The 17410-nt window shown below is 71.8% G+C and carries 15 protein-coding genes and 4 pseudogenes; 7 read left to right on the top strand and 12 right to left on the bottom strand.

Going from position 1 to position 17410, the window contains the following annotated elements:
- Window positions 1-57: 57 nt before the first annotated feature.
- The 3 genes and pseudogenes from KS423_RS10425 to KS423_RS10415 all read right to left on the bottom strand — a co-directional run bounded on the left by KS423_RS10425 (window position 58) and on the right by KS423_RS10415 (window position 1163).
- Window positions 58-390 (bottom strand): trypco2 family protein, encoded by a 333-nt coding sequence (locus tag KS423_RS10425; protein ID WP_224277531.1) that lies wholly within the window; start codon window positions 388-390, stop codon window positions 58-60.
- A 190-nt stretch (window positions 391-580) separates the two neighbouring features.
- A pseudogene (locus KS423_RS10420) lies at window positions 581-778 on the bottom strand (HNH endonuclease); the annotation flags it as partial.
- Between the two features lie 73 nt (window positions 779-851).
- Complete coding sequence (locus tag KS423_RS10415) at window positions 852-1163, bottom strand: tetratricopeptide repeat protein (RefSeq protein ID WP_224277530.1); 312 nt, start codon at window positions 1161-1163, stop codon at window positions 852-854.
- A 15-nt stretch (window positions 1164-1178) separates the two neighbouring features.
- Between KS423_RS10415 and KS423_RS10410 the strand changes: the two genes are divergently transcribed.
- Window positions 1179-1604, top strand: a complete 426-nt coding sequence (locus KS423_RS10410; RefSeq protein ID WP_224277529.1) for a hypothetical protein — start codon at window positions 1179-1181, stop codon at window positions 1602-1604.
- 368 nt (window positions 1605-1972) lie between these two features.
- Here the strand turns inward: KS423_RS10410 and KS423_RS10405 are convergent, their stop codons facing one another.
- From KS423_RS10405 to KS423_RS10395, 3 genes are all read right to left on the bottom strand, one after another.
- Window positions 1973-3022, bottom strand: coding sequence for a DUF4034 domain-containing protein (locus KS423_RS10405; protein ID WP_224277528.1), 1050 nt, complete (start codon window positions 3020-3022; stop codon window positions 1973-1975).
- Between the two features lie 286 nt (window positions 3023-3308).
- A complete protein-coding gene (locus tag KS423_RS10400) occupies window positions 3309-5432 on the bottom strand; it encodes a HEAT repeat domain-containing protein (protein WP_224277526.1) in 2124 nt (707 codons plus the stop codon).
- Window positions 5433-6262: 830 nt separating this feature from the next.
- A complete protein-coding gene (locus KS423_RS10395) occupies window positions 6263-6802 on the bottom strand; it encodes a hypothetical protein (RefSeq protein ID WP_224277524.1) in 540 nt (179 codons plus the stop codon).
- A gap of 874 nt (window positions 6803-7676) precedes the next feature.
- Between KS423_RS10395 and KS423_RS10390 the strand changes: the two genes are divergently transcribed.
- From KS423_RS10390 to KS423_RS10380, 3 genes are all read left to right on the top strand, one after another.
- A complete protein-coding gene (locus KS423_RS10390; protein WP_224277523.1) occupies window positions 7677-7958 on the top strand; it encodes a hypothetical protein in 282 nt (93 codons plus the stop codon).
- On the top strand, window positions 7955-8239 hold the full coding sequence (locus tag KS423_RS10385) for a hypothetical protein (RefSeq protein WP_224277521.1): 285 nt from the start codon (window positions 7955-7957) through the stop codon (window positions 8237-8239). The genes KS423_RS10390 and KS423_RS10385 overlap by 4 nt, the downstream gene beginning before the upstream one ends.
- Before the next feature lie 213 nt (window positions 8240-8452).
- Complete coding sequence (locus tag KS423_RS10380) at window positions 8453-8710, top strand: hypothetical protein (protein WP_224277519.1); 258 nt, start codon at window positions 8453-8455, stop codon at window positions 8708-8710.
- Here KS423_RS10380 and KS423_RS10375 read toward each other — a convergent pair.
- From KS423_RS10375 to KS423_RS10360, 4 genes are all read right to left on the bottom strand, one after another.
- Window positions 8674-10503, bottom strand: a complete 1830-nt coding sequence (locus tag KS423_RS10375; protein ID WP_224277517.1) for a zeta toxin family protein — start codon at window positions 10501-10503, stop codon at window positions 8674-8676. The two genes, KS423_RS10380 and KS423_RS10375, sit on opposite strands and share 37 nt — an antisense overlap.
- A gap of 276 nt (window positions 10504-10779) precedes the next feature.
- Window positions 10780-11052: a hypothetical protein gene (locus tag KS423_RS10370; protein WP_224277515.1), complete on the bottom strand. Its 273-nt coding sequence runs from the start codon at window positions 11050-11052 to the stop codon at window positions 10780-10782.
- A 382-nt stretch (window positions 11053-11434) separates the two neighbouring features.
- Window positions 11435-11965 carry a hypothetical protein gene (locus tag KS423_RS10365; protein ID WP_224277513.1) on the bottom strand — a complete coding sequence of 177 codons (531 nt, stop codon included), beginning with the start codon at window positions 11963-11965 and terminating at the stop codon, window positions 11435-11437.
- 796 nt (window positions 11966-12761) lie between these two features.
- Window positions 12762-13871 (bottom strand): mechanosensitive ion channel family protein, encoded by a 1110-nt coding sequence (locus tag KS423_RS10360; RefSeq protein WP_224277510.1) that lies wholly within the window; start codon window positions 13869-13871, stop codon window positions 12762-12764.
- A 601-nt stretch (window positions 13872-14472) separates the two neighbouring features.
- On the opposite strand from KS423_RS10360, the pseudogene KS423_RS10355 reads away from it, so the two are divergent.
- Window positions 14473-14820: pseudogene (locus tag KS423_RS10355) on the top strand (inositol monophosphatase); the annotation flags it as partial.
- Window positions 14821-15188: 368 nt separating this feature from the next.
- On the opposite strand, the gene KS423_RS10350 reads toward KS423_RS10355, so the two are convergent.
- A complete protein-coding gene (locus KS423_RS10350) occupies window positions 15189-16046 on the bottom strand; it encodes an alpha/beta fold hydrolase (RefSeq protein ID WP_224277508.1) in 858 nt (285 codons plus the stop codon).
- 115 nt (window positions 16047-16161) lie between these two features.
- Between KS423_RS10350 and KS423_RS10345 the strand changes: the two genes are divergently transcribed.
- Together KS423_RS10345 and KS423_RS10340 are read left to right on the top strand one after the other, a co-directional pair.
- Entirely contained in the window at window positions 16162-16638 is a 477-nt protein-coding gene (locus KS423_RS10345) for a helix-turn-helix domain-containing protein (protein WP_224277506.1), read from the top strand.
- A 135-nt stretch (window positions 16639-16773) separates the two neighbouring features.
- A pseudogene (locus KS423_RS10340) lies at window positions 16774-17006 on the top strand (hypothetical protein); the annotation flags it as partial.
- A 176-nt stretch (window positions 17007-17182) separates the two neighbouring features.
- Here the strand turns inward: KS423_RS10340 and KS423_RS10335 are convergent.
- A pseudogene (locus KS423_RS10335) lies at window positions 17183-17410 on the bottom strand (hypothetical protein); the annotation flags it as partial.

Genomic DNA, 17410 nt, shown 5'->3' with positions numbered 1-17410 from the left:
TGGCCCCCGCCCCCGGGGCGGGCGCGGGGGGGGGGGGCCCCGCCCGCGACCAGGTTCTCAGTCGCTGATGCGCCCGGTGGTGTCGCCGGGCCCGGCCGGGCTCTCCTGCGCAGAGCTGACGAGGAGGTCGGCCCCGTCGGGGCGCTTCGGGGTGAGGGTGAAGGAGACCCGGTGGGTACGACCGCGGGACAGACTGGCCTCGGTCTCGGCGCCGACCGCCCAGAGCTTGAACCCGGCCTTCGCCTTCGCGTCGGCGCGCAGCTCGACCTCGAACCCCATTTCCACCGGCCCCACCGCGAACACCACCCCGGGGTCGTCCCCGACCTGGGCCGCCGCCTTCAGCAGCTCGTCGCGTACCGCCGCGACCGCGTCCACCAGCGGAACATCCATTCGCACCCACCCCTTGAACACCTGACCTGCGGTCATGCCGATGCGGACACCGTAGAGCCCGTGCACTGGCCCGCGCAGGCGAAAGCCCAACTCAGCCGAGCCTGCCCGCCTGTCCCTCGGCTCTGGGCAGGCGGGAAGGCCCGCTGGATGGCTATGCGCAGGTGTCGAGCATCTCGTTCAACGCCGTCTTCTACAGGCCGTAGAGGTGCTTGATGTCGGTCCAGGCGCGGGAGTAGGTGCACCAGTACGACCGCAGCGGCGGCCGCCACAGGTCCGGGCCCTTGTCCGCCTTCGCTCGGTTGGAGGCGGCGGACACCGCGACCAGCTGACTGTGCTCCAGATCGTTGGCGAAGGCGTGGCGCTTGGCGGTGGTCCAGGTGTCGGCCCCGACTGGCGAGGAGCGTCATTCCAAACGTGCGATATTCCCCGCCGAAGCGTGCGGGATTAGCCGCCTCATCCGCCTACGCTTCGAGCCAGACGGCCATGTCCAGGGACCGCTGCAGGGCTGGTCCGAAGAGGTCCGGGTTGGCTTCAGCCAGGGTGCGGTGGATGGCGACGGCTTCGTCGATGGTGGCCAGGGCCTCGTCCCGCCGGCCCACCGCGCCCAGCCGGTCGGAGAGGGTGTTGAGGGACATGGCGAGTTCGGGCAGATGGGCAGCCGGGTTGGCTTCTGCCAGATCCCGATAGAGACCGGCGGCTTCCTCGCCAGCAGCCAGGCTCTCCGCTCGCCGACCCACCTTGCCGAGGTCGACGGAAAGGTTGTTTAGGGCCATGGCGAGGTCGGGAAGATGGGCGTCCGGGTTGGCTCCGGCCAGGGCGCGGTACTGATCGACCTGGACCAGCACCCCGTCCTGCGCTCGCTGAACATGGAACAGGAGGACTGGCGCTGGGAGGACGTCTTCGCGGCCGACGGGCAGTCCCGCCAGGCCGCCCTGGGACTGATCGAGCGGATCGGCGACGAAGAAGCCGACCGCCGTGCCGCCGAAGCGATTCGGCTGCACGACGGCTACCACCCCAAGCACAACCCGTCCGGCGTGGACCTCGACGCCTGTCCGGTCTGCGGGCGGGAGGCGTTCAGCGCGGACGGCCAGGACGACCTGGGCATGGACCAGGGTCCGGGTCGGTGCCTGGTGTGCGGCTACGAACGCAGCCCGGGCCTGTCCGACTATCTCGCCGCGATGGCCTACTACGAGGTCCGCTGGGCCGACGACTGACCACCGGCGGCGATGGGACGGCCCAAAGCGCGGACCGCTCCCAGGCCCACGCCCGGATGTGACCCGCGGGACACATCGGCCAGGGCCCGGCCGCCCCGCGCCGGCCCTGGCGGCACAATGCCTCGGACCACCCCTTGGGGCAGCCCGAGGCGACAGCTTGCCGCGCCGCTTCTGCGACGTTCGTCGGCTGAACAGACCGGACCGGATGGTCCGTCGCGGGACGGAGCGGACCGGACCGAAGAGACAGTGAAGCAGTCGGACCGGCGGACAGTCAGCAGCTTTCGACGGGACACAGGCGAACGAGCCGAGCTGACGTGGAAACCTACGCCCATGTGTCGTAGCGCCTGCGAGCAGCTGTCGCGGCTGTGTCAGGCCGCCGCGCGGGCGGCCTTGGTACGGGCGGCGTCGAAGACGGCGGCCGGGTTCCCGTAGTAGATCCACGGGCCGGCGATCTCCCGGCCCATCGCGCGGAAGAGGTCCAGGGCCTGCGCCGGGCGGCCGTTCTCGATCAGGCCGTGGGCGATCCAGCCACGCGCCGGGACGATGCCGGGGTGGGCAGGGTCGGCGGCTGCCAGATCGGCCAGGGCCGCGTCCAGGGCGGCCGTGTACTCGGCGGAACGGTAGAGCGGGGCCGCGGACTTGTCGCGCAGGACCTGCTCCCAGTACGCCCGCAGCTTCAGCACTGTCAGCAGGCTGCCCGCCGGCGCTCCGGCGATCGCCCTGTCCGCGAACTCGTGCATCAACTCGTTGCTGCCCAGCCACTTCTCGCACCAGTACTGCAGTGCGGCGGTGTGCGCACCGTAGTGGTAGGGCTCGCGGGCCACAATCTCGGACCACAGCGCGCGGTAGCGCTCGTGCGACCAGCCCTGGCCCATCGCGATCGGCTGCTGCATCACCCAGGCGTTCGGGTCCCCGTCCGAGGCGAGTCGGATCGCCTCGTACGACACCTCCGCCGCCTCCTGCAACACCTGGTGAAAGCCCATGGCCTGCTCACGCGTCACCTCGGACGCATACTTCCCGGTGCGGATCTCCCACGCCCGCTTGACCAGGGCATCAGTCTGCACCTGGGCGGCCTCGGGGCTGCCCGGCTGCTCCTTGCGCCACTGCCAGAGCCAGGTGTCGTCGGTGGCCGCGAGGTCGCCGAACGGGTCCATCCGGGCGTAGCGGGTGCTCCAGTCACCGTCGCCTTCCGAGAGGTAGGCCGCGGCGGGCCGCCAGTTCCCTGCCTTGGCCGCGTCCAGCGCGGCCCGCGCCGCCGGGTCGGCGGTTTCGCTGCCCACTTCGACCAGTTCGGCGCGCGGCACCAGGCCGGCTGCGGGCGCATCGTGGCCGGCGGTGGCCTTGCGACGCTTGTTCAGCCAGAGGCCCAGCCTGATGAGGAGGACGAGGAGGGTGACGATGACAAACGGGTGAGGCATGGACCTGCTTCTCTACGGAACTTTGTCGCACAGGTGTGCGTTTGGTGGAGATCGTATCGTTCGGGCACAGAACCGTAAGCGGGTTTTCCCGGCAGGCCGACGCCCGCGTACCGCAGTTGACCCCACACCACCGCCCGCGCCGCTGCACGCCTTCCTCTCCGACCGCCGCCGAATACGCCCTCGCCCAGCTGCGCCCCGGCGAGCTGGAAGCGGTAGGGAAGTGGAACACGCGGCACCCACTGCAAGCCCACCGGTCTCACCCGCCTCCCAGGACCAGGCCAAGGCCTCAGGTCAGCTGGTTGATGGCGGCCAGGGCGGCGCGTTGAAGTGCCTCGTCGTCCTCGACGCTCGCGAAGAAATCGCCGCTTCGGCGGGTGAGGGTGAGTTCGGCGTGGATCCGTGGAAGGGCAGGCGCGGCGGCGGGGCCCATCCGCTGCAGGCAGTCCACGACGTGGTTGGCGGTCGAGTCGTTCTGCTCCCATGCCTCCAGCAGCACGGGCAGGACGGCCTCGGCCTCGGCCGGGCCGCCGATGTCGTAGATCGCGGCGGCGGCGTGCACCCGGGTCCAGACATGGCCGGCTTCGGACAGCTGCCGCAGGCGGGGCAGTGCTGCGGCCGCAGGCCCTCCGATCCGGCCGAGGACGTCGGCGGCGTCGTGATCCTTGCCGGTGTCGAGCAGGGCGGTGAGCCGCGGCACGGCATCGGTGGGGTCGCTCTCGATGTCCCACAGGGCCTTCACAGCTGCGAAGCGCAGGTCCGGGTCCTCGGCGTCGGCGAGCGGCCGGACCGTCTCCAGCGCGCAGGCGGCGCCGGTGCCGATGGAGCCCAGTGCGTAGAGGGCCGCGCCGGCGGTCTGCCACTGCTCCTGCTCGACAGCGGTGGTGATGGCCGCGGTGAGCGCGGGTACGGCCGCCGGGTCGCCGAGCCGGTTGAGGGCGGCCATCAGCGCGGTGGCGGATCCCCAGGGCCAGGAGTAGTCCGCGTCGGCCAGGCGCCGGGTCACCCTCGGCAGCAGTTCCCCGGCGGCCTGCGGGAGGTGGCCGGCGGCCTGCACGGCACGCCAGTCGTCGGTGCCGGTGTCGAGCGCCGTCAACAGGCCGGGCAGGGCGCGCTCGTCGCCGAGGCCGGCCAGCGCCGTGACCGCCTCCTGGTGCGCCCGGCGCAGCAGCGGGTGCCGTGCGGCCCAGACGTCCGGGCCGTGGGTGGTGCGGTGTGCTTCCACGAGGGCGGCGAGGGCTTCGCGTGCGGGTTCGGCGAGGGCCGCGGGGAGCTTGCCGAGGGTTTCGGCCGCTTCGGCGGCGGTGTACGGGTCGTTGGGGAGCAGGCAGTCGGCGAGCAGGAGGACGAGGCTGGAGTGGTTGCCGCGCCAGGAGCGGATCAGGTCCCAGGTCATGGCGATGGCGTCGTAGCGGGTGGCCGCATCGGGGCTGCGGAGTTGGGCGGTGAGCAGGGCTGTGCGTTTGGGCACCCGCGCGTCCAGCACCCGGTGAAGGGTGGTCAGCAGCTCGGTGGTGGGGGCATGGACGCGGCCCTGGCGGTCGAGGTCGGCGAAGACGGCGGCGATCTGCGGCGGGACGCCCTGGTTTGGTGCCGGTTCGGCGGCGATGTCCGCGCAGGTACACTGCCCGCAGTCGGTCGGCCGGGCGTCGACCTCGCCCTGGGGCGCGGGTTCGGGCGTGAGCTGCTGGAGCAGGTTGGTCGCCGTCGGGACGAGGCCTGCGTCGATCACCTCCGGCGTGCAGGCGGCCCGGTGGACGAGGGCGGCGAGCCGGATGTCGGCATCCAGCGCCGCGTCCGTGGCCAGGGCGGCGAGCCAGGCCGTCACGGGGCCGAGCGTGGCCGGCAGTCGCTGGGCCAGCGTCGCGGCCGTCTCGATGACCAGTAGCCGCTCCATGGTGCCGCCCTCTGCCGCCAGCCGCTCACGCAGCAGGGCGAACGCCCGGTCGGCGTCATCGAGGAACAGCCCCAGGGCTGGGACGGCAGCCTGCCGTACCTGCGGGTCCGTGTCCGCCGCGTGCCGGATGAAGTCTTCGACACGCTCACGCATCTGGGGCACGACATCCGCATGGGGCGTCGACGGGTGGCCGGACGGACTGTAGTAGAGGCCGTCGGGGTCGCAGTCCAACGCCGCGCTGCCGATGCTGAGCAGGAGCCGGATGACAGCCGCGCGGTCGGGCACCTGGGGATCGTCGGCGAGCACGAGAAGGAACGGCAGGCTCGCTGCCGTGCACGAGTAGACGTCGCCCTGGTGGTGGGCCGAGCTGTAGAAGCTGCTGAAGGCCCTCTCCCGGACGTCGGGGTCGGGCGAGGCCATCTGCTCCAGCCACAGCGGCACATCGTCGGCGGGGCCGTAGGCGTGACCCATGGACGACCAGTCGACGCGGTCGACGCCCTCAAGATTGTTGATCATGGGCCGCACAGTGACACGAGGCACTGACACTGCCACCAGTCGGTGACCCGAGCGAGGGCCTCGGTGACGACCTGGGTGCCTCGCACGAAAGGATCGGGTCAGCCCCGCGGGGCGGAGCGGCCCCTGGAACAGCGGCCACCCGCCCTGCCGGACGGCCGGGACTGGCAGCAACGGGTCCATCGACGCGGCCCACCGATCTGGGCCTGGCCGGGAAGTGTCCGGTGGGCTGGCGTGGCAGGATCGGCACGGTCGCGTTGAGGGAGGGGTCTGTGGCGCTGAGTCACGATGAGTGGGTGTTGTTGGAGGCCGCCCCTGCCGAGAGTTCCGGCTGGCTGACCGGGGTCCTTCCCCTGGAGCGCCGGATCGCGGAACACGGGATCGTGCGCCGGCTCGTCGGAACGAAGGTGTGCGAGTTTGCCGGGCCCCGAACAGCGCGACGCTCTCGCCGCGGGCGGAACCCGTCCAGCGTGGGCGGTACGGGCCACCAGGACCTGGTGGGCCGGCTGCCGGTCAAGGGCGTGCTGCAGTACACCGAGGGTGCCCACCTTGCTGGCGCCGACGGTCTGCCTGGACATCCGCACCGACTTCATGGCCTGCGAGAAGCAGATCGCCGACCGCGGTTCGATTCGTGAGGCCTTGGGGTGTCCGGCCAGGCCTCGGTGAGGTGGCGCTTCATTCGTGTGGTGATCGCCGTTCCCCGGGCCCGTGTCATCGCGAAGCATCCCCCACGGCTGCGAGGTCATCGTCACCTACCGCCACCGCCTGGTCCTGCGCACATACGGCCTCGGCCCGCCGCTCGGGAGCGGCGGGCCGACCGGAGAGAGGTCGGATCAGGCCGGCGGGGTGCCGTTGGGCCAGACACAGGGCGAGCTGACGTTCAGGGAGACGTTGCGGCTCGCGTCGGAGACCCCGTCCAGGACGGCGAGGAAGTTGTCCGTGGGGCTCTTGAGCTTGATCCAGTCGTGATGGAAGTTGGGGGGATCCGCTTCGGGCTGGAAACCGCGCTCGGTCATGAGCGTGCGGAATGCATCGACGGCTGCGGCTCTGGTGGCGGACGGAACGTCCCCGAAGTCGTATCCTCGGCTGGTCTGTGTTCTGCCATGCGGACCGATGTCGTTGGCGTCGCATTCCATATCGCGGAAGTTGCCGGAGCTGGCCGTGGGCTTGACCGGCAGCTTGGCCAGGATGTCCGCGAGATAGTTATCGATCTGCTTCTTGGCCTGGGCCAGTGTGATCGTGGGCTTGGACCGTTCCTGTAGCGTGCTCGCTCCGCAGGCGTTCAGGGGCAGTGTCGTGATCGCCAGCGCGGCGGCGACCGCGGACCTTCTGGCCAGTGACAACGTCACGGAGGCGCGCATTGCGGTGCTCATGAGATCGAGGTTTCGTCCGGTATGAGACTCCCGATGTGCTGGGCGCTCTGCCCGCAGCCGTCCAGGTCGCCCGGATTGACCTTGAGCTCCGAGGCCAGATCAGGATTTGGCATGTCTTCCCCCACAGTTTTGCCTGGCCCCTGAGCCCCACCCATGGCCGTGCGCTGTCAGAATTGATTTCGGATAGTAGTCGATTGCCATCCGACTGCAACTGCAGGGGGCAGGTGCCGGGCAGCGCGCCGACACGGGACCCAAAGTCCTTGCAGCGCAAGCTGGTTGCGACTGGACAGGAAGAAGCGGACGCTCGGCGGCCCCGAGCCTCGAAGGGCCCCTCCCCCCCCCCGCTCACCCGCCCCGTTCCGTGCACCACCCGCAGCGCCAGCCGGCCCACGCAGCCCGGTCTCCGTGCCGAGGACTCCTCGGCACGGTCCGCTCGCCGGGGCGGGGGTAAGAATTTCTGACCTCGGGCATGTCCGCGCCCGGGAAATTGCAGGTCACAGCCCTGTTTGCGGGGCTCGGACGGGTCTAGCATTCCGGTCACGGCAGCCCCGCCACCCCCTTGACGGGCTGCCGAGCAGACCGGCCATGCCTTGGTGTGGCTGGTGCCTCCCGCAGCCGGGACCTGGGGTGCCCCCGTCCCCGAGGTCCCGGCTCGGGCGCTTCGTCCGCACCACTGACGCCGCCTGGCTCCTGCTGAGCCGGCCGCAGTGCCGTGCCGGGACTGGTCGTTCGACTCCGAGCCCCGGCGTCGGCCGTCCCCGGCTCACCTCCCGATGCCCGCGGGCTCGCCGGGCCGGAGCCCTGGGTACCAACCGATGCCACTGGGAGAGGACACTGGTATCGGTCCCGCACGCACGAGACTTCCGGAGGAACTGTGAGCGCAGCGCCCCTGCACGGCCACCACGACGGCAGCCAGCCCGTCTCGCGTACCCAGGACGCCGTCGCCGCCGCTTTGCCGCCGGCGCAGCGGATGGAGTTCTACCGGGAAATGGGTGAGGCCGACGTCGACACGATCAGCGGTGTGCTGAAGCGGTGGTGGCTGCGGGCGGAGCTCTACCGTGACCCGGAGGGTGACTGTATCCACGCCGCCGTCCAGGCCGGCACGGCCCCCGGCACCTCCGCCTCCGCAGTTCTGCGTCGGCTCGGGGCCCTGTGAGCGACTACACCGAGTTCCCGGGCCACGAGGACGACCCGATCACCATCTCCCCGGCCGTCGAGGAGTTCCTCGGCCACCCGGGCACGTCGGCCGAGGTGTTCTCCGCCGTGGTGGCGTTCCTGGTCGACCTGCGCGAGAACCCCTTCCCGCACCTGAGCATGCCGGTGCCAGGCCGTCCCGGGATGCACTCGGCGCCGCTGCGCCGGGATCCGGGGCTGGTGGAGTATGCGGTGAACGAGGACTCGGACCCGCCGAGGATCTACGTCTCGCGGATCCTGTGAACGGACTGAGTGCCAAGGCCCGCCTTCTCGGGGGCGGGCCTCTTCGTTATGGCCGTGCGAGGGGGGTCTGTCGGCGGTGACCAGGGCCCGCCACTTGGTCTGCACGGTCTCCTCGTTGTCGAGCCATCGGACGCCGGAGGGGGCGTCAGGGAGGCGGTTCCCATGTACGAGCCTGATCCCCTCGAGCACTCTCCGGCCCGCACTGACTCCGGCGTGCCTGACGGCATCGGAGGCGACGATGCCCGCGGCCGGATCGTGGAGAAGATCGAGCAGGTGGCGGCCTGGTACGCCGAGCAGATCCGCGCCGAACGCCGGCGCCCGGCACCAACCCCGGACCGCGTCGCGCGGCTGCTGGCCGAGCGCGCCGCCTGCGTCGACGCGTTGCGCGACCTGCCGGAGACGACCGGAGAGGAGCTGGGGCGGATCGAGGCCGACTACGACGCCAGGCTCAGCGAGATCACCGGCGCGTAGGAACGCCGGGCCGGGAGCGAGGCAGGCGGGGCGAAAGCGAGACGGCCGGGCTGGAGCACGGACGGCAGCAGCGGCCAGGCAAGGCGGGTAATCGCGTCAACGTCCCGCCGGTACTGCGGCAGCGCCGCGCGCAGCTCACGCTGGTGGGCGAGAAACCGGCGGGCCTCCTGCTCGGTGTAGGGCCGCACCTGCCCCGCCCGGACGGCGAGCGCGGCACCGGCCCGGCCGGTCCACCGGCCGTCGGGACCGAGCGCATTGCGGAAGACAGCAGCGCCGTCACGCCGCACCACGCCGAGGTGGTCGACCAGGCGCTGCTCCTCGACGGCCTGGACGCACTCCAGCACCGCCGCCAGGCACCGGTCGTGCCCGCTGGCGGTGGTGAACCGGCCCGGCCGGGTGCCGCCCCGGCTGACCTCCGCGTAACGCAGGGCAGTTCCCTGGCGGCTGTCGGCCGCACGCACGTCCAGCACCAGCAACTCGACGCGGTACCCGGCCCGCCGCCACGCGGCCACGTCGCCGAGGAAAACGTGTGCACTGCCGGGGGCGACCTCGATCACGGCGTCCGCACGACGCTCCCGCACATACGCCTCAGCCCGAGCCTGCCACGCCTTGTAGTCCGCACGGATCCGGGCGGACGCAGTGCGCGGACGCTCGCACAGCAACCGGAAGTAGTCCGGGTGGGCCGCCTTGAACAGCTCACCCGCAATCCAAACCGGCCGCCGCCCGCGCAGCGCCCGGCGCACCATCATCGCCGCCCGGGTCTTGCCCGCACCGGGCGCCCCCATCACATAGACGACGACGGGCCGCTCCTGCGCCACGACCTCCCCGAGGTCCGGGACGATCAGGTTCTGGAACGTCCACTCGTGCTCGTCGGCAGACAACCGGTGGTAGTCCACGCCGGGCGGCCCAGAAATCGGCTGAGCGGTGCGCCGCACCGGCTCGGCCAGCGCTGCACACCTCTCCGCGTCCCGCGAGACGGCCAGCACCCGGTCGGCGGACAGCCGGGTCTCCGCCCGCACCAGCGCACGCTCGGCACCGGTGAGGGCCCGACGGAAGGACGCGGTCTCCGCCGCGTCCCACCACCTGGCCCGCTCGGCCTCCACCGCCCGGGCCGCGCCGGGCGGCCGCGCCCACGTCCCGTCGACGAGCTCGTTGCCGTACAGGAACTCCAGGCCGCGCCGTACGACGGTCACGTGGTCGACCAGGTGCTCGGACTCCAGCATGTCCAGGGTCCGGCCCAGCTGCCGGGCACAAGTGTCGTGGTTGGCCCACGACACCCAACGCCCGGCACCGCCGAGGTAGCGCTCCAGCACCCCCAGCTGGCTGACCGCCGCCGCGCACGCCAGCGCGACCACCTCGATCCGGTGCCCGGCCGCCCGGTACGCCCGTACCTGGGCGCGGACCTCGTCCGGGTCGGCGAGCGCGGTCTCCACCACCGCGTCGAGCCGGTGGGCGCGCACGTACGCCTCCACCTCGGCCTGCCAGCGGCGGGTGTCAGCACGCACACCGGCACCGGCGGTCCGCACGTCCTTCGCCAGCAGCGCCTCGTAGTGCCGGTGCACGACCTTGTAGAGGTCGGCGCCGACGCGCACGGCGCCGCCACGCAGTCCGAGGACCGGCAGCAGAAGACCGGAGAGGGTGGTCTTCCCGCTGCCGGGCGGCCCGGCCACGAGCAGCACCACCGGCCGCGTCTGCGGCACCGCCTCCCGGGTCCAGGCCGGGAGGATCACCCGGGACAGAACCTCGAAACTCTCGGCATCGGAGAGCAACTCCGCCGCCTTCCCCTCACGCACCGCGCCTCCAGACGGTTCCCGGCCTGCTGGTCCTGCTCGTGTTCTGCGGGGCGGGTCAGGGCTTCCCTGCCGGTTTCGATCCCACCGCGCTTCCGTCCGAGGCGACGGCCCTCGCTCGGCTCGCAGACCTTTCCCAGGGGCCGGTCGCCACGGTGTGCCTCGTCCTCGGCTACGAGGGTGACCCGCTCGACCCCTGTTCGGCGCCGACCGAACCTGACTGCCCATCCAGGCCCAGACCGCAGCCAGCGGCGAGCGGTCAAGGTCCGGCGAGACTGATCAAACTTCGTTGAGACGGATCACGGGTGTGGCGCCCTCGATGGCGGCGACCAGACGGGCGTGGACGGCGGCGGCCGCCTCCTGGGTGGCTGGGTCCGGGTCCTTCAGCTGTGGGGCGATCAGTTCGGCGGCTGCGGCGAGGACCGGCACAGGCACGGTGGCCTCGCGCAGGTGGAGGAGCTGGGAGGCGGCGCGTTCGCCGGGGGTTGCCTGGGCGCGGGCGTCGGGGATCAGGGAGTTGAGGCCCCTGGGCAGGGGCTGAGTGCTGGTCACCTGTCCTATTCTTCCGCGCCCCGGGTATCGGTGATCACCACGGCTGGCTGTCCGGTTCCCCGTCTGGCAGGTGGTCGTGGTGGTGGCGGGCGTGGCGCCAGCGGAGGTCCTCGGTGCGGAGGGCATCGGCGGCCCACTCCGGCGGTCAGTCCTGCGCGGCGGCGGTGAGTGCGCGGCTGGGTTCGCCGAGCGTGTGCTGCCAAGTCGGTGAGCTGACGGATCAGGCCTTCACGTACCAGCTTGTCGACCGCGGCTGTCGGCTCGGTGCTGCGCGGGCTTCGGTGGCGGCTTCGGCGAGGGCGTCCTCGTTCAGGTCCTTGTCACCGGAGCCGTCGGCCGAGGCGGGGCGGGCGGCTGGGACAGCGGAGAGGTCGCTTGGCGGTCACGGCCGGCATTTGGGCGCGGCCGCTGCGTCGGCCATGCCGATGGCCAGGGCCTGGTCGATCGCCTGGCACAGCGGCACCAGGTCGGTGAGGTCGTTGAGGACGACCCGCGGTGAGGACAGGGCGGTGAAGCCGATCGCCAGCAGTGCGACCCGCTCGGCGGCGGTCAGCTTTGGCCGGTGCCCGCTCTGGACGCTGCCCAGCAGCACGTAGGCGTCCAGGGTGTAGCGCAGTTCCTTCACCAGCTCGCCGTCGCCGCCTGGGATGATCTCGTAGCGCAGGATCTGCTCGACGGCGCCGGCGTACTGCTCCAGGACCTGCCGGGAGCCCTCATCGTGCTGGCGGGAAGCGAGGGAGCGGATCCAGTCGGCGGCGTGCTGGCCCGTGACGGAGGCTAGGGCGAGGGCGTCCCGCTCGTCCGAGGTGAGCACCCGCTCCCCGGACTTACCGGGCTTCTTGGTTTCTTCGCGGCTGTGGTAGCGCTCGTCGGCCTGGTCGAGCCAGGACAGCGCGGAGGGGGTCTTCGTCATTCAGGTGCAACCGCCGCAGCGCCCGCCCGGTCACGGGTGCGGCAAGGCCGGCCTTGCCGCACCCGGGCGTGCTGCTGCTCCCCGTGTAGCAAGGGCGCTTTTGCTGCACGCTGCTGCTTCCGGCGGTGCAGCAGCAGCGGTTGCTGCACCGCCGGCGCTGCGACTGCGACGGCGCGCGCAACCCGAGGCTGCGCAACGGCTGGGCCTGGTGCGACGGTGCGATCCGGGATCGCAACCGCCCAGCTCGCGATACACAAGGGCGGGGCGCGGGCTTCGCGTCGCCTGGAGCCCGGAGGGCGAGGCCACCCTCGTGATGCCCTGGGACGAACCCCAGGACACCAGCCCCGAGACCGTCCCGCTGGCATGAGAGGCGCGACGCGTCAGACCACACCGGCACGGCGCCCCCGTGGTGTTGGGCTCGGCACGGTGGCAGGTGCGGACCGAGGCCTTCCACATGTGCGCGACCCGGCCGCCGTCCACGTTCAGCTGCGTTCCCTCACCCGCCGCCGAGGAAGGCGGGGATAGGCCGCTTCACAACCCAGGCCGACCGACAGCCACGTCCCGATCGCGTACCCGCCGATCGACGCCCGAGCCGACCGAGCTGGCCGCAAGCCAGGAACGACGACCCTGCCCGTTGCGGGGAGCAGGTGGGCGAACGCACCGTGCTACGGGGGTTCCGCCAGCGCGGGCAGGGTGGGAGGATGCCGCTGGCCGCCGCCCGGCGAGGGGCAGCGGCTGGGGCGATCGCCGGTGATTCAGCCGAGTACGCGCTTGAGCGGGCTTGCCCCCGCGCCGGCTACCACGGCCGGTCCGCCAGCACCTCGGACGACGTGTCCCGCTGGTGCGGAACCGGCGGGAGGGACGACGGTGCGCCCGTCCCGTCCTGCTGGAGCGAGACGGTGCGCGTGGGCGCGGGGATCGAGATGCCCTCCGTCCGGTACCGCCGGTGCAGGCGCTTGATGAACTCGTGCTTGATCCGGTACTGGTCGCTGAACTCGCCGACGCCCAGGATCACGGTGAAGTTGATCCTGGAGTCCGCGAAGGTGTGGAAGCGGACGGCGGCCTCGTGGTCGGGCACGCCGCCGCTGATGTCGGCCATGACGCTGTCGACGACGTCGAGGGTGACCTTCTCCACGTGCTCCAGGTCGCTGTCGTAGCCGACCCCGACCTGGACCAGGATCGACAGCTTCTGCTCGGGCTGGGAGTAGTTCGTCATGTTCGTCCGCGCCAGGCGGCCGTTGGGGATGATCACCAGGTTGTTCGACAGGTTGCGCACCACGCTGTTGCGCCAGTTGATGTCGACGACGTACCCCTCCTCCCCACTGGTGAGCCGGATGTAGTCACCCGGCTGGACCGTCTTCGAGGCGAGGATGTGCACACCCGCGAAGAGGTTGGCGAGGGTGTCCTGCAACGCCAGCGCGACCGCGAGACCGCCCACCCCGAGGGCGGTGACCAGTGGGGCGATGGATACCCCGAGGGTCTCCAGGGCCACGAGGACGCCCATCGTCAGCACCACGGTCCGGGTGATGTTGACGAAGATGGTCGCGGATGCCGCCACGCCCGTCCGGGACGCGGCCACCGACTGCACCAGCCCGGCCACCACCCGGGCCGCGCTGAGCGTCGCGATGACGATGAGCACGGCCGTCAGCGACTGGTCGACCAGCCCCCCGATCCGCGCGGTGAGCGGCAGGGCCGAAGCGGCCACCGCGGCCCCGGCCATCACGGCCGCCCACGGGACGATGGTGCGCAGCCCGTCGACGATGATGTCGTCCCCGCTCCACTTGGTCCGGCTCGCGTGCTTGCCCAGCCACTTCATCAGAGCCCGCAGTACCAAACCGGCCACACAGCCGGAGGCCAGCGCGATGCCGGCCACCACCCAGTCGTGCAGGACCAGGTCCCGGGTCACCGCCCTACCCCCGCAGCGTGGAGGGCAAGGGAACGGGCCGCCGCCGGCCGCCGTATGTGCTGTGTCGTCATTTTGTCGCCTGTCAGGTTGTGTTATGCGCAGCCATGTTGGAGCGGATGTATGCACTCCGAACGGACTGCCATCCTGTCCCATGGCCCGGCCGCCGCCACAACCGGACCCCGGCGTTCCGTCCGCTCGGCCGACCGGCGCGCCTTCCGCCGGCGCAGCTCCGCCCCGTGCTGTCCACCGAGATCGGCTCGTACGGCGCGGGCTCAGGCCCGGCGTCGAGCGAGGAGGGGATCGGCAGCCGGGACAGCGGAGAGGTCGTCATGCCGGTGCAACCCCCGCAGCGTCCGCCCGGTCACAGGTGCAGCAAGAGTGTCCTTGCTGTACCTGGGCGTGCTGCTGCTCTCCGTGTAGCAAGGCGACCCTTGCTACACGCTGCGACTGCGACCGGCCGAGCAGCAGCGGGGCTGCGACTGCAACGGCCCGCGCAACCGCCGCCTGCGCAACCGGTCGCCGGGCTGCGACGCTGCGATGCGCGGTGCAGCCACCCGCGCATCGGCTGCGCATCGATGGTGAGCTTGCTGCCGACCAGGTGGGGGCGGTTCTGGAAGTCGCCACCTCGCATCCTGACTACACGACGCCCGAGCAGAAACGCTCCCTGCTCAGGCTGGAGATCGACGGGATGAAAGTACGGCCGTGCGCAGGCTCGGCAGGGCTCGAATACGTGGCGGTCGCTCGCGGTGACCTCGACGCCACCGCCTTCTGCTGGGAGAATGCCTGGGACCATGCGGCCGGCCTGCTCCTCGTCACCGAGGCGGGCGGCACCCAGACCACTGTCTCGGGCCGGCCGTTTCGGATCGAGGGCGGCAACGACCTGCCTCTCGCGGCGGCCCGCGACTCCAACACCGCCGCCCGCGTGCGGAAGCTGTTCGCCGGGATGTGAGAGGACGAATAGGCATCACCCGGTGTGGCACCTCCGCCGCCCCGACAGAGGTGCCACACCCTGTGGGCTGATCGACTCACGAACAGCCCCAGGTTGTTCAGGAGCGCCCGTCAGCAGGCCTGCCTGACCACCCATTGCTGGAAGGTTGTCGCGGCTGCTCACGTACACAGGGACTCGACCTGGGGTGGTGCGGTGCCGAACACGATCTGCTCCCGGACGCCGCAGGCAACCCAGAGCCGGGCGGTGGCCTCCAGACGCAGGTGGGCACCGGGCCACGGACCAGGGGTGGTCAGGACGCTCCCGACCCGCGAAGGTGGCCGACGAGGCGGTCAACGGCACGCGGAGGCAAGCTCCGGGGCGGCGAACAATCAGTGTCCGAGGACGGCCTTCAGCGTTCGCACGGTGGCGCGTGGGAAGGCGGTGTTCCCGTTGTGGCCGCCGGGAAGGACCACCAGCTCGGTGCCCAGCAGTTCGGCCAGTGCCAGCGCGCAGCGGTAGGTGTGCACCGTCGGCCGGGTGGTCGCGCCCGTCGCCGGGACGATCCGGGTGGCGCCGGCGGTTGCCGCGGCCCTGGCGATCTCCGCCGGCCCGAAGCCGTCCGTGGTGACGGCGGTGAACTCCGTGGCGATGAAGAACCCGAAGTTTGCCAGCCGACGGGGCGTCATGGGCTGTGGGGTGAGGCCGTTCTCGGTCGGGTCGTGTGCCGGGTCGATCCCAAGGTGCCGGGCGATCGCCGGGAAGACGGCTGCCATGCCGCCCTCGGCGTGGGCCTTCTGGATGTGCAGCAGTTCTGCGGTGTGCTCGGCGCGTTCGCCGGCCGGCAGCAGGTTCGGTGCGACGGGCTCGTGGGCGATGAGCGTGTCCAGTGCGCCCGGGTGGCGGGCAGCGACCTGGAGGCCGATCGCGGCGCCCATGCTGAACCCGGCCATCAGGGCCGGCTCGTCGGTCACCTCGGCGAGCAGCCGGGCGACGTCGTCGGCGTGGTCGGCCATGGTGACGGGGGCGGCCGGGTCGTCGAGGACGCTGCGGGACAGGCCCCTGCGGTCGTAGGTGACCACGGTGAAGGTGTCGGCCAGGTGCGGGACGAGGTCGACGGTGCGGTCCGCGTCGCCCTCGCCGCTCTGCGCGAGCAGCAGCACCGGCCCGCGGCCCTGGACCCGGTAGTGGAGCGTGGCGCCAGGGGCGGCGAGCGTGCGGACGGCGGCTGCGGTCGGGTCGGTGGTCATGGTGCGTTCCCCCTCGGTCGGTTGCCGACGGCGCTTCCCGCCGGCACTGCGAGCGTATCGCATCGAAACAGATACATCTCATTCAATGCATCTATTGCGATGTACTCTTGCGGGCATGAACGGAGTAGAGCTGTTCCTCCTGGGCCGCACCCTCATGAAGATCGGCGAACAGGCGATGCCCCAACCGGACCGGTCGGAGCAGTCGGAGACGGGCGCGCGCGGCTCGGTCCGCTCGGTCCTGGTCACCCTGGGCGACGTCGTCGCGCATCCCGGGGCGACCGTCGGGGAGATCGCTGCCCGCACCGGCCTGCCGCAGAGTCAGGTCTCCACCGCCGTCGCCCGCCTGGTCGAGACGGGCTCCGTCGCCACCGAACCCGACCCGGCCGACCGCCGCCGCCGGCTCGTCCGCCCCGCCGCCCACCCGTCCGCCCGGGTCGCGGAGGTCCGCGCCACCACCATCGACGACGCCCTCGCCGCGGCCCTCACCACCCCCGACGGCACCGCCCCGGACCCACAGCTGTTCCACGAGGTGGCGACCGCCCTCGACACCCTGGCCCGCCACCTCACCCCCGCCGCCGCCCGCTCCCGCTGACCGGGACGGCCGCACTGACAGGTGGTCACCCCGGGTGCCGGTTGCCGACCGACGGGCCGACGCGCGGCCCGACCGGGACCGGGCGCCGCGCGGCGGGCGTCCTGGCGGTCGAGACGGTGGCCGAGGCGGCCGCCGCGCCGGGTCTACGGAGCTGACCATGACGACCCCGGCCCCAGCCCGGGCACGAGTACCGCGAGCTCGTCGCAGGCCCGCTCGACGGCCTCCTCCTGGACGTCACCGGCTGGGACGCCGACCAGCTCGCCGACGGCGCCGCACTCCCCATCGAGATCGGCGCCTACGGGCCCGGCGGCCGCGCCCATTACGAACCCCGCCCCGCAGATCCGCGCCGCTGGGACTGGCAGGGAGACACCCCCCGACACCACCCCCCGGACCAACCCCAGCGGCACTGCGATGCCCGCCCACACAGACTGAGAGAACCGGTCCGTGCCCGAACCCCCGAGCGGGCAGCGGACCGGTCCCCAACCGAGGCATCAGCGCCAGACAACCTCGACATGCTGTGCCAGGAACAGCAGCACGGCGACGGTCAGCCCGGAGCCGGCGTTCGCGAGCACCGCGCCGAGCATCCGGCCAGGTCACGCCAGGCCGACCGCTCCGGCCGCGCCTGTTTGCGGCTGGCGGCGAGGCCTTGGCGGACCTGTTCCTCGACGTCGGTGAACACGCGGGAGTAGGTCCGGTCGGATGCCTCGACCAGCTGGTAGGTCCACATGCCCGGGACGACGTCCCGGCCCAGGAGCTCCCGCTCGACCAGGCC

The organism is Streptomyces sp. LS1784, from assembly GCF_020103755.1.
Lineage (GTDB): Bacteria > Actinomycetota > Actinomycetes > Streptomycetales > Streptomycetaceae > Kitasatospora.
Note: the sequence above shows the minus strand (reverse complement) of the source record. Positions and strands in the feature narration are given on the sequence as shown.

What these genes read in the sequence shown, in the direction of transcription:
- KS423_RS10425 (WP_224277531.1), bottom strand. Translation starts at nt 390, where the DNA reads ATGGATGTTCCGCTGGTGGACGCGGTCGCGGCGGTACGCGACGAGCTG.
- KS423_RS10415 (WP_224277530.1), bottom strand. Translation starts at nt 1,163, where the DNA reads ATGGCCCTAAACAACCTTTCCGTCGACCTCGGCAAGGTGGGTCGGCGA.
- KS423_RS10410 (WP_224277529.1), top strand. Translation starts at nt 1,179, where the DNA reads ATGGGCGTCCGGGTTGGCTCCGGCCAGGGCGCGGTACTGATCGACCTG.
- KS423_RS10405 (WP_224277528.1), bottom strand. Translation starts at nt 3,022, where the DNA reads ATGCCTCACCCGTTTGTCATCGTCACCCTCCTCGTCCTCCTCATCAGG.
- KS423_RS10400 (WP_224277526.1), bottom strand. Translation starts at nt 5,432, where the DNA reads ATGATCAACAATCTTGAGGGCGTCGACCGCGTCGACTGGTCGTCCATG.
- KS423_RS10395 (WP_224277524.1), bottom strand. Translation starts at nt 6,802, where the DNA reads ATGAGCACCGCAATGCGCGCCTCCGTGACGTTGTCACTGGCCAGAAGG.
- KS423_RS10365 (WP_224277513.1), bottom strand. Translation starts at nt 11,965, where the DNA reads ATGACGAAGACCCCCTCCGCGCTGTCCTGGCTCGACCAGGCCGACGAG.
- KS423_RS10350 (WP_224277508.1), bottom strand. Translation starts at nt 16,046, where the DNA reads ATGACCACCGACCCGACCGCAGCCGCCGTCCGCACGCTCGCCGCCCCT.
- KS423_RS10345 (WP_224277506.1), top strand. Translation starts at nt 16,162, where the DNA reads ATGAACGGAGTAGAGCTGTTCCTCCTGGGCCGCACCCTCATGAAGATC.